We start from the raw sequence: 15,799 nt of genomic DNA on the forward strand, positions 1-15,799 counted from the left end.
TGGATGAGAGATGAACGTATTACTGATCAATGGAAGTCCGCATAAAGAGGGCTGTACCAACCGTGCGCTCAAAGAAGTATCCGGAGCGCTGAACCAGGAGGGAATTAAAACGGAGCTGGTACAGATCGGGAACAAAGCCATTCATGGCTGCATCGCATGCGGGAAATGTGCGGAAACCGGCAGATGCGTGTTTCAAGATGATCCGGTCAACGGAATCCTTGATAAAATGGAGCAGGCGGACGGGCTCGTTGTGGGCTCGCCGGTTTACTATGCTTCTGCAAATGGCTCTTTGTTTGCTCTGCTGGACCGGCTTTTCTATGCGGGAAAAAACTTTGCCTATAAGCCGGGAGCAGCCGTTGCTTCCGCTCGCCGTGCAGGAACAACAGCAACCCTTGATGCATTGAATAAGTATTTTACCATTGCACAGATGCCGGTTGTCTCTTCCAGTTACTGGAATATGGTTCATGGAAGAGATGCCTCTGATGTGGAACAGGATTTGGAAGGACTTCAGACCATGCGGGTTCTGGGGAAAAATATGGCGTGGCTGTTAAAATGTCTGGAAGCAGGAAAAAACGCAGGAATCAGCGTTCCGTCACCGGAAGAAAAGACATGGACAAATTTTGTTCGCTAAGATTTGAAAATCCTCTTTACTTTTTTTTTTCGTGGTGTATAATTAAAAAGCACTACATGTTGTGTTGATGAAATTGTGTATACAAAATATAGAAGAGGTTAAGGTGACAGGAATGATTAAAGTTCAAAAACGTGATGGCAGAATGGTGGATTATGACCGGGAGAAAATCATTAAGGCAATACAGAAAGCGAATGCGGAAGTAGAACTTTCTGAGCAGGCCAGCGAAGAGATGATTCATGCCATTCTGGATTATATTGAAGATCACGCAGGGGATGTGATTAATGTAGAGACCATTCAGGATATGATTGAGAGCGGTCTTGTAAATAAGAACAAATACACCCTTTCAAAGAAGTATATCATATACCGTTACCAAAGAGCGCTGCTTAGAAAAGCCAATACTACGGATGAGTCCATATTAAAGCTGATCAAGAATGAAAATAAAGAACTTGCAGAAGAGAATTCCAACAAGAATACCATTCTGGCATCGACCCAGAGGGACTATATTGCAGGTGAGGTATCCAGGGATTTAACAAAAAGAATGCTGTTACCGGAGCGGATTTCTCTTGCTCATGAGCAGGGAGCCATTCATTTCCACGACGCAGATTATTTCGTACAGCCGATTTTTAACTGCTGTCTGATCAATATCGGCGATATGCTGGATAACGGAACCGTGATGAATGAAAAGATGATTGAAAGCCCTAAGAGCTTTCAGGTGGCCTGTACTGTTATGACACAGATTATTGCAGCAGTTGCAAGTAATCAGTATGGCGGTCAGTCTGTCGATATCCGTCATTTAGGAAAATATCTAAGAAAGAGCAACGATAAATTCCGTAAGCAGATCGAAGAGGAATTCGGAGATACCGTGACGAAAGAGGTAGTGGAAAAGATGGCTACCATCCGTCTGCGTGACGAATTGAAATCCGGTGTACAGACCATTCAGTATCAGATCAACACGCTGATGACTACGAACGGACAGGCACCGTTTGTAACCTTGTTTTTATTCCTTGACGATAAGGATGAATATATAGAAGAAAATGCCATGATTGTAGAGGAAGTTCTCCGTCAGAGACTGGAAGGAATTAAGAATGAAGCTGGTGTATATGTGACTCCCGCCTTCCCGAAGCTGATATATGTGCTTGATGAGAACAACTGTTTAAAGGGCGGAAGATACGACTATATTACAAAGCTTGCTGTGAAGTGCTCATCAAAGCGCATGTACCCGGATTACATATCCGCAAAAAAGATGAGAGAGAACTACGAAGGCAATGTATTCAGCTGTATGGGATGCAGAAGCTTTTTGTCCACATGGAAAGATGAGAACGGAAATTATAAGTTTGAGGGAAGATTTAACCAGGGGGTTGTAAGCATCAACCTTCCTCAGATAGGAATTCTTGCCAATGGAGATGAGGAAACCTTCTGGAAGCTCCTTGATGAGCGTCTGAACTTATGCTATGAAGCACTTATGTGCAGGCATAAATCCCTGGAGGGAACACTTTCTGATGTAAGTCCGATTCACTGGCAGTATGGTGCCATTGCAAGACTGAAAAAGGGAGAGAAGATAGATAAGCTGTTAAAAGACGGTTATTCTACGATATCTCTTGGTTATATTGGACTTTATGAGACCACTAAGCTTATGAAGGGAGTGAGCCACACCACAGAAGAGGGAGAGGATTTTGCGCTTCGTGTTATGAACCATATGCGGGAAGCGGTGGATCTCTGGAAAGCACAGACAGGCCTTGGCTTTGGATTATACGGGACACCGGCAGAATCCCTTTGCTACCGGTTTGCCAAGATTGACCGGGAACGGTTTGGAATCATTCCGGATGTGACGGATAAAGGCTATTACACCAATTCCTATCATGTGGATGTCCGTGAGCATATCGATGCGTTTAAAAAGTTTACCTTTGAAAGTCAGTTTCAGGAGATTTCTTCCGGTGGCGCTATTTCCTATGTGGAAGTACCGAATATGAGCAACAATCTGGAAGCCATGGAAGAAGTGGTAAAATTTATTTATGATAATATTCAGTACGCAGAGTTTAATACAAAGTCGGACTACTGCCAGGACTGTGGATTTGACGGGGAAATCATCATTAATGATGATATGGAGTGGGAATGCCCCCAGTGCCACAACAAGGACAAGAACCGCATGAATGTTACCAGAAGAACCTGTGGGTATCTTGGAGAAAATTTCTGGAATACCGGGAAGACAAGAGAAATCAAATCAAGAGTTCTTCACTTATAGGAGGCAGGTCATGAAATATGCCGCTATAAAGCCAACCGATATAGCCAACGGACCGGGAGTACGGGTGTCTCTGTTTGTCAGCGGCTGCACGCATTACTGCGAAGGCTGTTTTAATGCGGAAGCCTGGGACTTCCAATATGGACAGGAATTTACAGAAGAAACCATTGAAACCATTCTTGGGTATCTGGATCACAGTTATATTGCCGGGTTAAGCCTTCTGGGAGGAGAACCCATGCATCCGTTAAACCAGAAGGCGCTGCTTCCTCTTGTGGAAAAGGTAAAAGAGCGTTTTCCGGAGAAGACCATCTGGTGTTATACCGGCTATGACTTTGAAAAGGATATTGTAGGAGATATGGCTTTGAGACTGCCGGAGACGAAACGGCTGATTCATTGCTTCCATGTGATGGTGGATGGAAAGTTCCAGCTGGAAAAGAAAGATTTAAAGCTTCGGTTTAAGGGGTCCTCCAATCAGAGGATCATTAAAGTTCCTGAATCTCTTGCTTTGAATAAAACCGTATTGTGGGAATAGAATTACAGGACGTTTGCTCAGACCCGCAGGGTTTGGCAAAACGTCCTGTTTTATTGGCTTATATGCCAGATTCGTTCTGTGATACTGTTTTCTTATGAAAGGAAAGCTGGAAAAATGCAAGGTTGTATTGGCGGCAGATTCTGCGGATTTCAATAAATCCGATGATGAGGGCCATGAGACCGGTAGCAGTATTGCTGATTGCCATTACAAGCCCCAGGCTGGTGCTGCCAAGACCGGTGAAGTTCTGTAAAATCCAGAGTACAGGCACACGGAAAATAAAAACCCGGCAGAAGTTGATCGTTAAAGTGATTTTGGTCTTTCCAAAGCCATAAAGCAGAGCAAGTACGGAAGAATTGATTCCCAGTGGAATGGCACCATATGCTTCATACCGGTAGATGGAGGAAATCATTTTTCCGAATTCCTTATCGCTTCCTGCAAACAGAGCACTGATCTGGTTTAAAAACAAAAGAGAAAAGGACATGAGCACTGCACCTATTATTATATTGATAACCAGAATGCATCCAAAGGCTTTTAAGGCCCGTTTGGGCTTTCCGGCGCCCATGCTCTGGCTGATAATTGCTGAGCCGCCTTCCTGAAATCCCATCTGAGGCATGGTGGTAATCCCCCCGATGTTATTGGAGATGCCAAGAGCGCCTACGGTCAGAGCACTGTAGACCGTACTCATGGAGTTGATAATAACTTTTCCGAAGGAAAAAGCCATCTTTTCAATGATGACCGGTATGGAAAGAGTGATCATAGGTTTTGTGACCAGTGGCTTTAAGCTGATGCTTTGGGCGGAAAAACCAAAAGCGTTGTCTTTCTGGTTTAAATTTATTATAGCGGCAGCCAGAAGAAAGCATTGAGAGATAATGGTTGCTATGGAGATCATATTGATTCCGGCTTTCAGCACATAAACAAACAATGCAGTCATGGTAAGCTTGAGGGCAATGACTCCCATATTTAAATGCAGTATCCGTTTAGAATTTCCACGGGCACGTTCGATGGCGATGTAAACGTTGTTAAAAAAGCTGATGACCATTCCGACCAGCTCCAGCCGGAAATACTGGGTTCCTTCTGCAATAAAACTTTCAGGTGTCTTTGCAAGCTTTAAAAACTGAGGAGCAGCAGGGATTAAAATAATCAGAATAACGGCTCCCAGGATCGCACACATGGCAAACAGGCTGCTGACCCGTTTTTTTACCAGTTCAAAGTCCCCGGCCCCGTAGGCTTCACTGATCTTTAAGCTGGAGCCTATGGCAAGACCACCGCCCAATGCGGAAAGGGTTAGATTGATCTGGGATAAATAAGCCACCGCTGAGACAGAATTGGCACTGATGTGGGCTGCCATCATGGAGTCAAAAATTTTAAAAAACTGGTTTAAACTCTGGTATAAGGCCAGAGGGAAACCGACATAGAGGACAACCTTCCACATGTTGTCGTTTAATGCAAAATTGCGGAATTTCTCATCCTTGGCGGATAAGCTTGCTTTGGGTGACATGTTTTATCTCCTTTTGAGTAATTGATTCTTGTGCATGAATAAGCATAAATCAAAGAACGTATAAAAGCTACGAATAATATGTTGTATTTACAATAAACTACAGAAAAATTGTCATATTAAGATACTGCATTCTCATTCATGTTCACAAACCACCGGTCATGTGGTAAAATAGACCATAATGAAAGAGGGCAGGAGCGGATGATGGCAGAGAACCTTAATAAAAATGAAAAAACCAAATACCGTCTGGCTGACTCTATAAAGGAATGCATGAAAACCAAGCCTGTAGATAAGATTACGGTCCAGAATATTGTGGATGGCTGTGGAATGACCAGACAAACCTTTTATCGGAATTTTAAAGACAAATACGATTTGATCAACTGGTATTTTGACAAGCTGGTGCTGGAATCTTTTGCTCAGATTGGAGTGGATAAAACCGTATGCCAGAGCTTGTGTGAGAAATTTGAATTCATTAAAAAGGAAAAGATCTTTTTCACAGAAGCATTCCGCTCTGATGATCACAATTCCTTAAAAGAGCATGATTTTGAATTGATTATAGGATTCTATACAGAGCTTATGACCCGCAGAAAGCGGGAACCCCTATCGGAACATATCCAGTTTCTTTTGGAGATGTATTGCAGAGGTTCTGTCTATATGACAGTGAAGTGGGTCTTATCAGGCATGAAGAAAAGTCCAAAAGAGATGGCACAAAGCCTGACAGAAGCCATGCCTCCCGGTCTGGCGGCCGTATTTGCAGAAATAGGACTGGTATAATTTATAGTAGATATGTACAGAATGAAAGTTACAACCCTAAATTTGTGTAACATTTGTTACAAAATGACTGGATTGTAACTTTCTTTTTTACAAAGAATTTGTTAAAATAATAACATAAAGAACCGGGCGATAAGTTTCATGGTACGCCCCGGCGGAAGGAAAAGAAAAGGAGAGATTATCATGGTAAGCAGAATTGTATTAAATGAAACCTCATATCACGGCACAGGTGCCATTCAGGAGATTCCTGGCGAGGTTAAAAAAAGAGGGTTTAAGAAAGCATTTGTTTCCTCTGATCCGGATTTGATTAAATTTAACGTTACCTCTAAGGTTACAAAAATCTTAGAAGAAAATGGATTGGATTATGAGATCTATTCCGATATCAAACCAAACCCTACCATTGAAAATGTGCAAAATGGGGTAGAAGCCTTTAAAAAGTCAGGTGCTGATTATATCATAGCCATTGGCGGAGGTTCTTCCATAGATACATCAAAAGCCATCGGCATTATAATTGCTAACCCGGAATTTTCTGATGTAAGGAGCCTGGAGGGAGTGGCACCAACCGGGAATCCAAGCGTGCCCATCATCGCTGTCCCGACCACAGCCGGTACTGCAGCAGAAGTGACCATTAACTATGTAATCACCGATGTGGAGAAAAAACGTAAATTTGTATGTGTGGACCCTCATGACATTCCTGTAGTTGCAGTGGTAGATCCTGATATGATGGCAAGCATGCCGAAAGGCTTGACAGCGGCAACCGGTATGGATGCTTTGACTCATGCAATTGAAGGTTATATTACAAAGGGAGCCAATCCGATTACGGACATGTTTAATATTAAGGCAGTGGAACTTATTGCAAAGAGCTTAAGAGGTGCGGTGGAGAATACTCCGGAAGGCCGGGAGGGCATGGCACTTGGCCAGTATATTACCGGTATGGGCTTCTCAAACTGCGGTCTTGGTATCGTACATTCCATGGCTCATGCGCTGGGAGCAGTTTATGACACTCCTCACGGTGTAGGAAACGCCATTCTTCTTCCAACGGTTATGGAATTCAATGCCAGCGAAACCGGTGAAAAATACCGTGATATTGCTAAGGCAATGGGCGTTGAGAACACAGAAAAGATGACCGTCGAAGAATACCGCAAAGCAGCTGTGGAAGCTGTGAAGAAGCTTTCTAAAGATGTGGGAATTCCTGCAGATTTAAAAGAAATCGTAAAAGAAAAGGATCTTCAGTTCCTGGCAGAATCTGCAGTTGCAGATGCCTGTGCACCAGGTAATCCAAAGGAAGCCAGCCTTGATGATATCATCAGCCTTTACCGGTCCCTTATGTAATTGTTGATAATAGCAGAATTATCTGGCAGCCGTATGTACAGTAAAAAGTAAATATGTTTGAAAAGGCTTTCTAAAGTGGTTTAAAGACCATTCAGAGAGCCTTTTTCATGTGACCGTTTATCAATATGCTTTAGGCGGTGCCTGTTTTGTGACCATGCTATTCACGGTCTGGCCGAATTGGAATTTAAACTATAACTTGGGGTTATATTTTAAATTCCAATTCGGCAGGGGATTCGGTGTAAAAATCCTTGACAGTCTGCATTTTTTGGAACATAATGATAAACAATTATAAACTGACAGATATGCCGGTGTGGGAAAGGAAGAGTATAACATGCAGAAAATTACAATTGAGAAAACAACTTGCCCGAAGGAAAAACCAGGCAAAGACAATCCTTTGACATTTGGTACCATATTTACGGACCATATGTTTGAGATGGACTACGAAGAAGGAAAAGGCTGGTATGATCCGAGAATCGTGCCTTATCATAAGCTGGAGCTGGACCCGTCTTCCATGGTGTTCCATTACGGTCAGGAAATGTTTGAAGGTTTAAAGGCTTATAAAACGGAAGATGGAAGGATTTTGCTGTTCCGTCCGGATAAGAACATCGAGCGTGCCAACCGCAGCAACAGCCGCCTTTGTATTCCTGAGATTCCGGAAGATCTGTTTTTAGAGGCGTTAAAGGAAGTTGTAAAGGCAGACCAGGACTGGATTCCTACAAGACCGGGTACTTCTCTTTATATCAGGCCTTTTGTTATTGCTACGGACCCGTTCCTTGGAGTAAGACCCTCTCATACTTATAAGTTCATGATCATTTTGTCACCGGTAGGTGCCTATTATGCCAGCGGTCTTGATCCTGTTAAGATATGGATCGAAGATGAGTATGTAAGAGCTGTCAAGGGGGGAATCGGTGAAGCAAAGACCGGAGGAAATTATGTGGCTTCCCTGGCATCCCAGGTAAAAGCCCATGAGGAAGGATATTCTCAGGTGCTGTGGCTTGACGGAGTTTACCGCAAGTATATTGAAGAAGTCGGAGCCATGAACATTTTCTTTAAAATCAACGGTGTAGTGATCACGCCTGAATTAAACGGAAGCATTCTTCCTGGAGTTACAAGGAATTCTGTAATTGCTCTTTGCAAAGAATGGGGGATTCCGGTAGAAGAACGGCAGGTATCCGTAGATGAAGTGGTTGAAGCAGCGAAGAACGGTACGATGGAAGAATGCTTCGGAACTGGTACGGCAGCCGTTATTTCACCGGTAGGAGAACTTCGTTTTGAAGAGGAGCGGATGGCCATTGGCGGTGGAAAAATCGGAGAACTGACACAGAAGCTCTATGATACCATCACAGGCATTCAGCTTGGAAAGATAAACGGTCCAAAGGGCTGGAGTGTAGAAGTAAAATAACTCTTTCGATTACCCGGTGGGGCTTTTGCACCACCGGATTTTTTTGGAAATATAAGAAAAAGGATGTTAGGTATGGCGGCGGTTATTACGAAAGCGGTTGCATTTGTTGCAATCATTATCATAGGTTATTCCCTCAAACGGATCGGTTTTTTTGAACCGAAGGATTTTTATCTGATCTCCAGAATTGTAATTAAGATTACACTTCCGGCAGCCATTATATCTAATTTCAGCAAGATCACCATGGAAAACTCTCTTTTGTTTGTATGCCTGATTGGGATTTTGTGTAATTTATTAACGATTGCAGCTGGATATTTGATGAATTTAAGAAAATCAAAAGTAGACAAGTCCTTTGCCATGCTCAATATGTCAGGGTATAATATCGGGAATTTTACCATGCCCTTTGTGCAGAGCTTTTTAAGTCCGGCAGGCTTTGCAGTTACCAGTCTTTTTGATGCAGGGAATTCTGTAATGTGTACGGGAATGACTTACACCCTGGCAGGAATGGTATTGGGGGAAAATGGAAAGCCCTCCATAGGAAAGATGATAAAAAAGCTGTTTTCTTCTGTACCGTTTGATACCTATGTCATTATGACCATATTGAGCATATTAAATATTAAGCTGCCTGCCGTAATCATCAGCCTTTCTGATACTGCCGGAGGAGCCAATGCATTCCTGGCTCTTTTTATGTTGGGTATTGGTTTTGAGATTCGTATGGAAAAAGAAAAGATGGCTCAGATCATCAGGCTTCTGGGAGCCAGATATCTTATTGCAATTTTAGTATCCGTATTCTTTTATCTGCTGGCTCCCTTTGACTTGGAAATCCGCAGGGCTTTAGCCATAGTAAGCCTTGGACCGATTTCCTCGGTAGCTCCTGCATTTACCGGAGCCTTAAAAGGGGATGTGGGAATGGCCAGCGCCATCAATTCACTGTCCATAGTCATAAGCATTGTGACGATTACAGCAGCACTGATCATTCTTTTATAAGAAAAATATTTTCATGATGCTTGACAAAATGTTTTACCATGCTATAATTTAGATAGAAAGCATAATATGAAAACGCATTGACAAGAATAGTATCATAATAGGAAAGTCCAGAGAGAGACACGTTTGGTGAAAGTGTTTTACCGGAATATTATGAGAAGACCATCTTGGAGCGTCCCTTAATCGGGAACGGTGATTCCGTTATCATCAAATGAAGTGGTCTGAACATTTTTTGTTCACTCAAGCTGGGGTGGAACCGCGATTAATTATGATTAATCGTCCCTTTCTGTATGGAAACATATGGAAAGGGGCTTTTTTTGTTTGATAGGAAAGTTATAGGAATGCTCCTGTAGAATTAAAGTATTTCCTGCAGGAAGCACAAGACGCTTAAGGGAAAGCTGTCGCTAAAGTGACAGTGCATCAACAACAGAGTCTGACCAGTCAGGCCCTGACATGTTTGGAAATAGAATATATCACAACAAAATAAAGGAGATTGATGGTAAATGAAAATTACATTAAAAGACGGTTCAGTCAAAGAATATGAACATGCTTTATCAGTAATCGAAATCGCTTCTGATATAAGCGAGGGCCTGGCAAGGAATGCCTGTGCAGGTGAAATAGATGGAAAGGTAGTTGATTTAAGAACAATCGTTGATGCCGACTGCAATTTAAGCATATTAACAGTGAGCGATCCGGCAGGACTTTCTGCTTACCGTCATACCGCCAGCCATATACTGGCGCAGGCAGTAAAGAGACTTTACCCGGAAGCAAAACTTGCCATAGGACCTTCCATTGATAATGGTTTTTATTATGATTTTGATATTCCCTCTTTTTCAAGAGAGGATCTTGATAAAATTGAAGCAGAGATGAAAAAGGTCATAAAAGAAGGAGAGAAGATCGAACGTTTTACTCTTCCAAGAGAAGAAGCCATCAAGTTCATGGAAGAAAAGGGCGAGCCATATAAAGTAGAACTGATTCAGGATCTTCCGGAAGGTGAAGAGATCTCTTTCTACCGCCAGGGGGATTTCACAGATTTATGTGCAGGACCTCATCTGATGAGCACAAAGTCCATTAAGGCATTTAAGCTTATTTCTTCTTCCGGTGCTTACTGGAGAGGCAGTGAGAAAAATGCAATGCTGACACGTGTATATGGAACTGCCTTTGCAAAGAAAGAAGAATTAAACGAATATCTGGAATATCTGGCAAACATTAAAAACCGTGACCACAACAAACTGGGACGTGATCTTGAACTTTTTGCAACGGTTGATGTGATCGGCCAGGGACTTCCTCTTCTGATGCCCAAGGGAGCCAAGATCATTCAGACCTTACAGAGATGGATTGAAGATGAAGAGGAAAAGAGAGGCTATATGAGAACAAAAACTCCTCTTATGGCTAAAAAAGACTTATACGTCATTTCCGATCACTGGGATCATTATAAGGAAGGAATGTTCGTTTTAGGAGATGAGGAAAAGGATGATGAGGTGTTTGCCCTTCGTCCCATGACCTGTCCGTTCCAGTATTATGTATACAAACAAAGCCAGAAGTCCTATCGTGACCTGCCATGCAGATACGGCGAGACCTCTACCTTATTCCGCAATGAGGACTCCGGCGAAATGCACGGCCTTACCCGTGTCCGCCAGTTTACCATTTCCGAAGGTCATCTCGTTGTCCGGCCGGATCAGATTGAAGAAGAATTCAAAGGCTGTGTGGATTTGGCGAAATACTGTCTGACCACTCTGGGACTGGAAGGCGATGTAACCTATCAGATGTCCAAATGGGATCCGGATAATGCCAGTCATTATATGGGAAATGCTGAGATGTGGGATGAGGTTCAGGATATGATGCGTAAGATTCTTGATCATATCGGAATCAAGTATACAGAAGCGGTAGGAGAAGCAGCATTCTACGGTCCAAAGCTTGATATTCAGGCTAAGAATGTCTACGGTAAGGAAGATACCATGATTACGATTCAGCTTGATATGTTCCTTGCAGAGCGTTTTGATATGAGTTTCGTAGATAAAGACGGAACAAAAAAACGTCCTTATATCATTCACAGAACTTCCATCGGCTGCTACGAAAGAACTCTTGCATGGCTGATTGAAAAATATGAGGCTGCATTCCCAACCTGGCTATGCCCGGAGCAGGTGCGCGTACTTCCGATTTCCGAGAAGTATCATGAGTATGCTCAGAAAGTCGTTTCGCAGTTAAAAGACAACGGCATTCAGGCTACTGTGGATGAACGTGCAGAAAAAATCGGTTATAAGATCCGTGAAGCCCGTCTGGAAAAACTCCCATATATGCTGGTGGTTGGCCAGAAGGAGGAGGAAGAAGGCGTAGTATCTGTCCGCAGCCGTTTTAATGGCGATGAAGGTCAGCGCCCGTTAAAAGACTTTATTGATGATATCTGCCGTGAAATCCGTACAAAGGAAATCAAAAAGGTTCATGTAACAGAAGAAAAAAAATAAAATTGTCATAACAGCTTTGAAGCAGGGAAGGATCGTATTCGTGAGAATATTTTCCTTCCCTGTTGTGCATACTACCTTCTGAAATAAAATCTCAATAAGAATGCCAGGAGGAAACGTGTCATGACAAAATTAGATTGCAATGTAACAAATTGTCTCCACAATTCTGATAATTATTGCTGTAAATCAGCCATTATCGTAGAAGGTTCTCAGGCAAAGGACAGCTACGATACCTGTTGCGGCAGCTTTGATGAAAACCGGGATGGTTCTTTCCACAATTTATTTAAAACTCCGGAAAGCCGTTTGGAGGTGGATTGCGAAGCAGTAAATTGTGTTTACAATGAAGGCCGCCACTGTTCCGCAGAGCATATTGGAATAGCCGGAGATGGAGCACAGAAAGCGGAACATACCGAATGTGCTACGTTTAAGACCAGATAGGAATAGAAAAAGATGCGTCAGGAAAGCAGCTGGCGTATCTTTCTCTTTTTATGCAAATGTTTAAGAGGAATACAAAAGTTTACGATATGAAATCCGTGATTTCATTCAAATTACAGTAGAATTGCAGCGCTATATATGATATAATTATTATAAGATATTATTTATGTCGGTAAACCACAAAAAGATGTTGACAGATAAACAAACTTGTAGTATTATATTCTAAGTTGTGGAAACAACAGACAGGAAAGTAGGTATCCGCCTCACCATGGCACGAGCAAGTGTCCCTGGTTCATAGCCTTTGATACATAGGTGTTCTGTGTAAAGACTTTGGTGGTGGATAGCGTTTGTCTATCTACTTTTTTTTATGCCTATGGGCAAGAAACGTGGATTCCGACCAACACACACTATATTATGGAGGTGCACGACAATTAGCGATTTAATGATTAATGAACAGATCAGAGATAAAGATATTCTGTTGATTGGTGAGAACGGAGAGAAATTGGGTATTATGCCTACCAAAGATGCTTTGCAGATGGCAAAGGAAGCAGAACTCGACTTGGTTAAGATTGCTCCGACTGCAAAACCACCGGTTTGTAAGATTATCGATTACGGTAAATATCGCTATGAACTGGCAAGAAAAGAAAAAGAAGCTAAAAAGAAACAGAAGGTAATCGAAATTAAAGAAGTTCGTTTATCTCCTAATATTGACACGAATGATTTGAATACAAAGATGGGAGCCGCAAGAAAGTTCCTTGAAAAGGGAGATAAAGTTAAGGTAACCTTACGTTTCAGAGGTCGTGAGATGGCGCATATGTCAAAGTCCAGATATATTTTAGAGGATTTCGCTGAGAAATTATCTGATATCGCTACAATTGACAAACCATCTAAAGTGGAAGGAAGAAGCATGGTTATGTTTTTATCCGCAAAACGCTAAAAGAACATTATCAAGGAGGAAAATACAATGCCTAAATTAAAAACAAGCAAAGCGGCTGCAAAGCGTTTCAAGGTTACAGGAACAGGAAAGCTTGTAAGAAATAAAGCTTACAAATCTCACATCTTAACTAAGAAATCTACTAAGAGAAAAAGAAACCTTAGAAAAGATATCGTTACAGATGCAACAAACGCAAAAGTAATGAAGAAGATTTTACCATATTTATAGAATCTTAAGTTAAGAAGGAGGAAAAACCGATGGCAAGAATTAAAGGCGGTATGAACGCTAAGAAAAGACATAATAGAGTGTTAAAGATGGCTAAAGGCTATAGAGGCGCTCGTTCCAAACAATATAGAGTAGCAAAACAGTCCGTAATGAGAGCATTAACAAGTTCTTATGCAGGCAGAAAAGAAAGAAAGAGACAGTTCAGACAGTTATGGATTGCCCGTATCAACGCAGCAGCACGTATCAATGGAGTATCTTATAGCGTATTTATGCACGGATTAAAGTTGGCCGGTGTTGACTTGAATAGAAAAGTACTGGCTGATATGGCTGTGAATGACGCTGAAGGCTTTGCAAAGTTAGCTGAACTGGTAAAATCCAAAGTAGCTTAATTGCTTATCCAAACCCCGAAGACCTGGTGCTTACGGGGTTTTTTTCTGCCCGGAAATAAGTTGATGCCAGGGTCTTCTATGATTGATCGCTTTATCATAGAAGACCCTGGCATTTTAATGCAACGGATTGGTCTGCCGCGTGATATTTTGTTTTGGTTCATGAGCTTTTATTTTATAGATTTGGCTTCTGCTTCAGTCAATATATCTACATATGCATTCCTCAATTCTTCCTCTGCGGAGCAATGCTGCATATAATACCAGTCCGTAACTTTTTTGGTTATTTCTTTATCGCTGCCTTCTGCTTTAAAAGGATATACTACGATTAATTGATCTGTATCTTTGTTTCTTAATCCTATTTTTTCTGCATTTTCAAATTTTCCCATTTTATTTTCCTTCCTTAGAGCAATTGAGTAATGAGCTGCTTTACTGGTTTGATGAAGTTATTATAAATCACATAAATTTATATGTCAAAGGATAATATGCATACTTTGATATGGATAAAAGCGGTTTATTTGTGGCTTATTATACTTTGATAAAATAAGTTGGAATTAATAACAGTTTTTACCGGACCTTTAAAATAGAATCAAAATTTATGAACGGTTATACCATTTTCACACCTTGTCTATTCAATCCATATAATGTAATGTAACCATTAATTGAAAAGAGGTGAAACTTATGGGTTGCTTCAATTGGGGTGGCTGCAGGTGTAACAACAATAATAATTGGTGGAATGACTGCAATAATAATGGAAATAACAATCGTTGTGAGCGGGAAATAAGAGAAGCTTACAGAGCTGGCTTTAGAGATGGATGCAGAAGAGCACCATGCCGCTGGCGTAATGATTATGATAACGACTGTGATTAAATGCAATGAAACTTTACTGTAAAATAAAAAAAGATAAAAAATAAGGCAGCGTTCAGGTATTTAAACGCTGCCTTATGCAATGGTAGGCTCATCTTTTGGATTGTTAAATGGAACAGGTAAACATATCGATGCGGTTTAAAGAGATTCCGGTAAATGACCAGCCGAATCTGCGGTCCCAGCGAAAGCCGGATACGCTATTGCGCCAGATCTGAATGGGGAAAAACCAGAATTCCTGTCCGTTGCTCATCCATATATAGGTAAAACGTCCCATGCATTGCCTGATGGAGCCGGCATCTATCATTCTGGCACCTGAACGTGCCTGGGCTGGCTTTTGCGGTGTTCTGGAAGGGGGAGGCCCCATCGGAGCCCGGCCACCAGGGGGATTTGTATTAAAGGGAAATGGAGGCATATGATTACATCCTTTATATTTATTTGATATTAGTATTATATGAAAAAGGGTTGGATGCAGTTAATGCAATCAATAACTGTTTGATAATTGCAGCCCAAATTCTTTTGAGTATTGGCTTTTTCCAGATATGTCAAATCACTGGATGGACATGGATTCACACGTTGTCTAAGGGTTTCATATTATAAGGTATAATAATAGAAAAGAGGTGTATCGCATGGGCTGTTTTGGCAGATGTTCTAATAACAGAGGCAATTGGAATAATTGCAGATGTAATGACAACAATGACTGGGAAGAGAGAAAAAGAAGAGCTTACTGGGCTGGTTTTCGTGATGGTTGTAACAATCCAAGATGCAGGTGGAGAAACGACAATGACAATGATAATGACGATTGCGGCTGTTAATAATAGAAAAAAAGCGGAAAGTCTACAGGAGATGGAGACTTTCCGCTCGGAAATATGGGTGTCCTAAGGCACCTGGTACCACCTTGACAGGTATGTACGTTAAATAGTATTCTTTTAAAAAAGAAAATATGCCATGTTGTAAAAAATAATGAGAAATACAGGTAACACATTGCTTTTATATATTTAACAAACCCCCGGATATATATATCCGGGGGTTTGTAAGGTCTGCTGTAAAAACTCCCTGAGTAGGACTTGAACCTACGACCCAACGGTTAACAGCCGTTTGCTCTACCAACTG

Annotated in this window: 16 protein-coding genes and 1 other annotated feature; of the genes, 13 read left to right on the plus strand and 3 right to left on the minus strand. The window is 41.7% G+C overall.

Annotated features, from left to right (window positions below; translation table 11 throughout):
* Positions 1 to 10: 10 nt before the first annotated feature.
* The 3 genes from ACLTWA_RS12340 to nrdG all read left to right on the plus strand — a co-directional run bounded on the left by ACLTWA_RS12340 (position 11) and on the right by nrdG (position 3,402).
* Entirely contained in the window at positions 11 to 631 is a 621-nt protein-coding gene (locus ACLTWA_RS12340; protein WP_412328085.1) for a flavodoxin family protein, read from the plus strand.
* A gap of 112 nt (positions 632 to 743) precedes the next feature.
* On the plus strand, positions 744 to 2,873 hold the full coding sequence (nrdD, locus tag ACLTWA_RS12345) for an anaerobic ribonucleoside-triphosphate reductase (protein WP_412328086.1): 2,130 nt from the start codon (positions 744 to 746) through the stop codon (positions 2,871 to 2,873).
* A 10-nt stretch (positions 2,874 to 2,883) separates the two neighbouring features.
* Entirely contained in the window at positions 2,884 to 3,402 is a 519-nt protein-coding gene (gene nrdG, locus ACLTWA_RS12350) for an anaerobic ribonucleoside-triphosphate reductase activating protein (protein ID WP_412328088.1), read from the plus strand.
* 58 nt (positions 3,403 to 3,460) lie between these two features.
* Here the strand turns inward: nrdG and ACLTWA_RS12355 are convergent, their stop codons facing one another.
* The gene (locus ACLTWA_RS12355) at positions 3,461 to 4,900 is read right to left on the minus strand and encodes an MATE family efflux transporter (RefSeq protein WP_412328089.1); all 1,440 of its coding nucleotides are present in this window, start codon (positions 4,898 to 4,900) and stop codon (positions 3,461 to 3,463) included.
* Between the two features lie 201 nt (positions 4,901 to 5,101).
* On the opposite strand from ACLTWA_RS12355, the gene ACLTWA_RS12360 reads away from it, so the two are divergent.
* From ACLTWA_RS12360 to rplT, 9 genes are all read left to right on the plus strand, one after another.
* Positions 5,102 to 5,671 (plus strand): TetR/AcrR family transcriptional regulator C-terminal domain-containing protein, encoded by a 570-nt coding sequence (locus ACLTWA_RS12360; protein ID WP_412328133.1) that lies wholly within the window; start codon positions 5,102 to 5,104, stop codon positions 5,669 to 5,671.
* 180 nt (positions 5,672 to 5,851) lie between these two features.
* The gene (gene fucO / locus ACLTWA_RS12365; protein ID WP_412328090.1) at positions 5,852 to 7,000 is read left to right on the plus strand and encodes a lactaldehyde reductase; all 1,149 of its coding nucleotides are present in this window, start codon (positions 5,852 to 5,854) and stop codon (positions 6,998 to 7,000) included.
* A 331-nt stretch (positions 7,001 to 7,331) separates the two neighbouring features.
* Entirely contained in the window at positions 7,332 to 8,402 is a 1,071-nt protein-coding gene (locus ACLTWA_RS12370) for a branched-chain amino acid aminotransferase (RefSeq protein WP_412328091.1), read from the plus strand.
* Between the two features lie 72 nt (positions 8,403 to 8,474).
* Entirely contained in the window at positions 8,475 to 9,386 is a 912-nt protein-coding gene (locus tag ACLTWA_RS12375; protein WP_412328093.1) for an AEC family transporter, read from the plus strand.
* 68 nt (positions 9,387 to 9,454) lie between these two features.
* Positions 9,455 to 9,670: a binding site (T-box leader), on the plus strand.
* 216 nt (positions 9,671 to 9,886) lie between these two features.
* The gene (gene thrS / locus ACLTWA_RS12380) at positions 9,887 to 11,848 is read left to right on the plus strand and encodes a threonine--tRNA ligase (protein ID WP_412328094.1); all 1,962 of its coding nucleotides are present in this window, start codon (positions 9,887 to 9,889) and stop codon (positions 11,846 to 11,848) included.
* 120 nt (positions 11,849 to 11,968) lie between these two features.
* Positions 11,969 to 12,283, plus strand: coding sequence for a DUF1540 domain-containing protein (locus ACLTWA_RS12385; protein ID WP_412328095.1), 315 nt, complete (start codon positions 11,969 to 11,971; stop codon positions 12,281 to 12,283).
* A 439-nt stretch (positions 12,284 to 12,722) separates the two neighbouring features.
* Positions 12,723 to 13,217: a translation initiation factor IF-3 gene (infC, locus tag ACLTWA_RS12390; RefSeq protein WP_412328097.1), complete on the plus strand. Its 495-nt coding sequence runs from the start codon at positions 12,723 to 12,725 to the stop codon at positions 13,215 to 13,217.
* Positions 13,218 to 13,244: 27 nt separating this feature from the next.
* Positions 13,245 to 13,442 carry a 50S ribosomal protein L35 gene (gene rpmI, locus ACLTWA_RS12395; protein WP_024836182.1) on the plus strand — a complete coding sequence of 66 codons (198 nt, stop codon included), beginning with the start codon at positions 13,245 to 13,247 and terminating at the stop codon, positions 13,440 to 13,442.
* Positions 13,443 to 13,471: 29 nt separating this feature from the next.
* A complete protein-coding gene (rplT, locus tag ACLTWA_RS12400; RefSeq protein WP_412328098.1) occupies positions 13,472 to 13,828 on the plus strand; it encodes a 50S ribosomal protein L20 in 357 nt (118 codons plus the stop codon).
* 167 nt (positions 13,829 to 13,995) lie between these two features.
* Here the strand turns inward: rplT and ACLTWA_RS12405 are convergent, their stop codons facing one another.
* Both ACLTWA_RS12405 and ACLTWA_RS12410 read right to left on the minus strand, forming a co-directional pair.
* Entirely contained in the window at positions 13,996 to 14,211 is a 216-nt protein-coding gene (locus ACLTWA_RS12405) for a hypothetical protein (protein ID WP_412328100.1), read from the minus strand.
* 584 nt (positions 14,212 to 14,795) lie between these two features.
* Positions 14,796 to 15,101 (minus strand): hypothetical protein, encoded by a 306-nt coding sequence (locus ACLTWA_RS12410; RefSeq protein WP_412328101.1) that lies wholly within the window; start codon positions 15,099 to 15,101, stop codon positions 14,796 to 14,798.
* Between the two features lie 224 nt (positions 15,102 to 15,325).
* Here ACLTWA_RS12410 and ACLTWA_RS12415 point away from each other — a divergent pair, with 224 nt between their 5' ends.
* Positions 15,326 to 15,568, plus strand: a complete 243-nt coding sequence (locus tag ACLTWA_RS12415; protein ID WP_412328103.1) for a hypothetical protein — start codon at positions 15,326 to 15,328, stop codon at positions 15,566 to 15,568.
* The last annotated feature ends 231 nt before the right edge of the window (positions 15,569 to 15,799 follow it).

It is taken from the genome of Lacrimispora sp. (genome assembly GCF_046972725.1).
In the GTDB taxonomy this organism is placed as follows: domain Bacteria; phylum Bacillota; class Clostridia; order Lachnospirales; family Lachnospiraceae; genus Lacrimispora.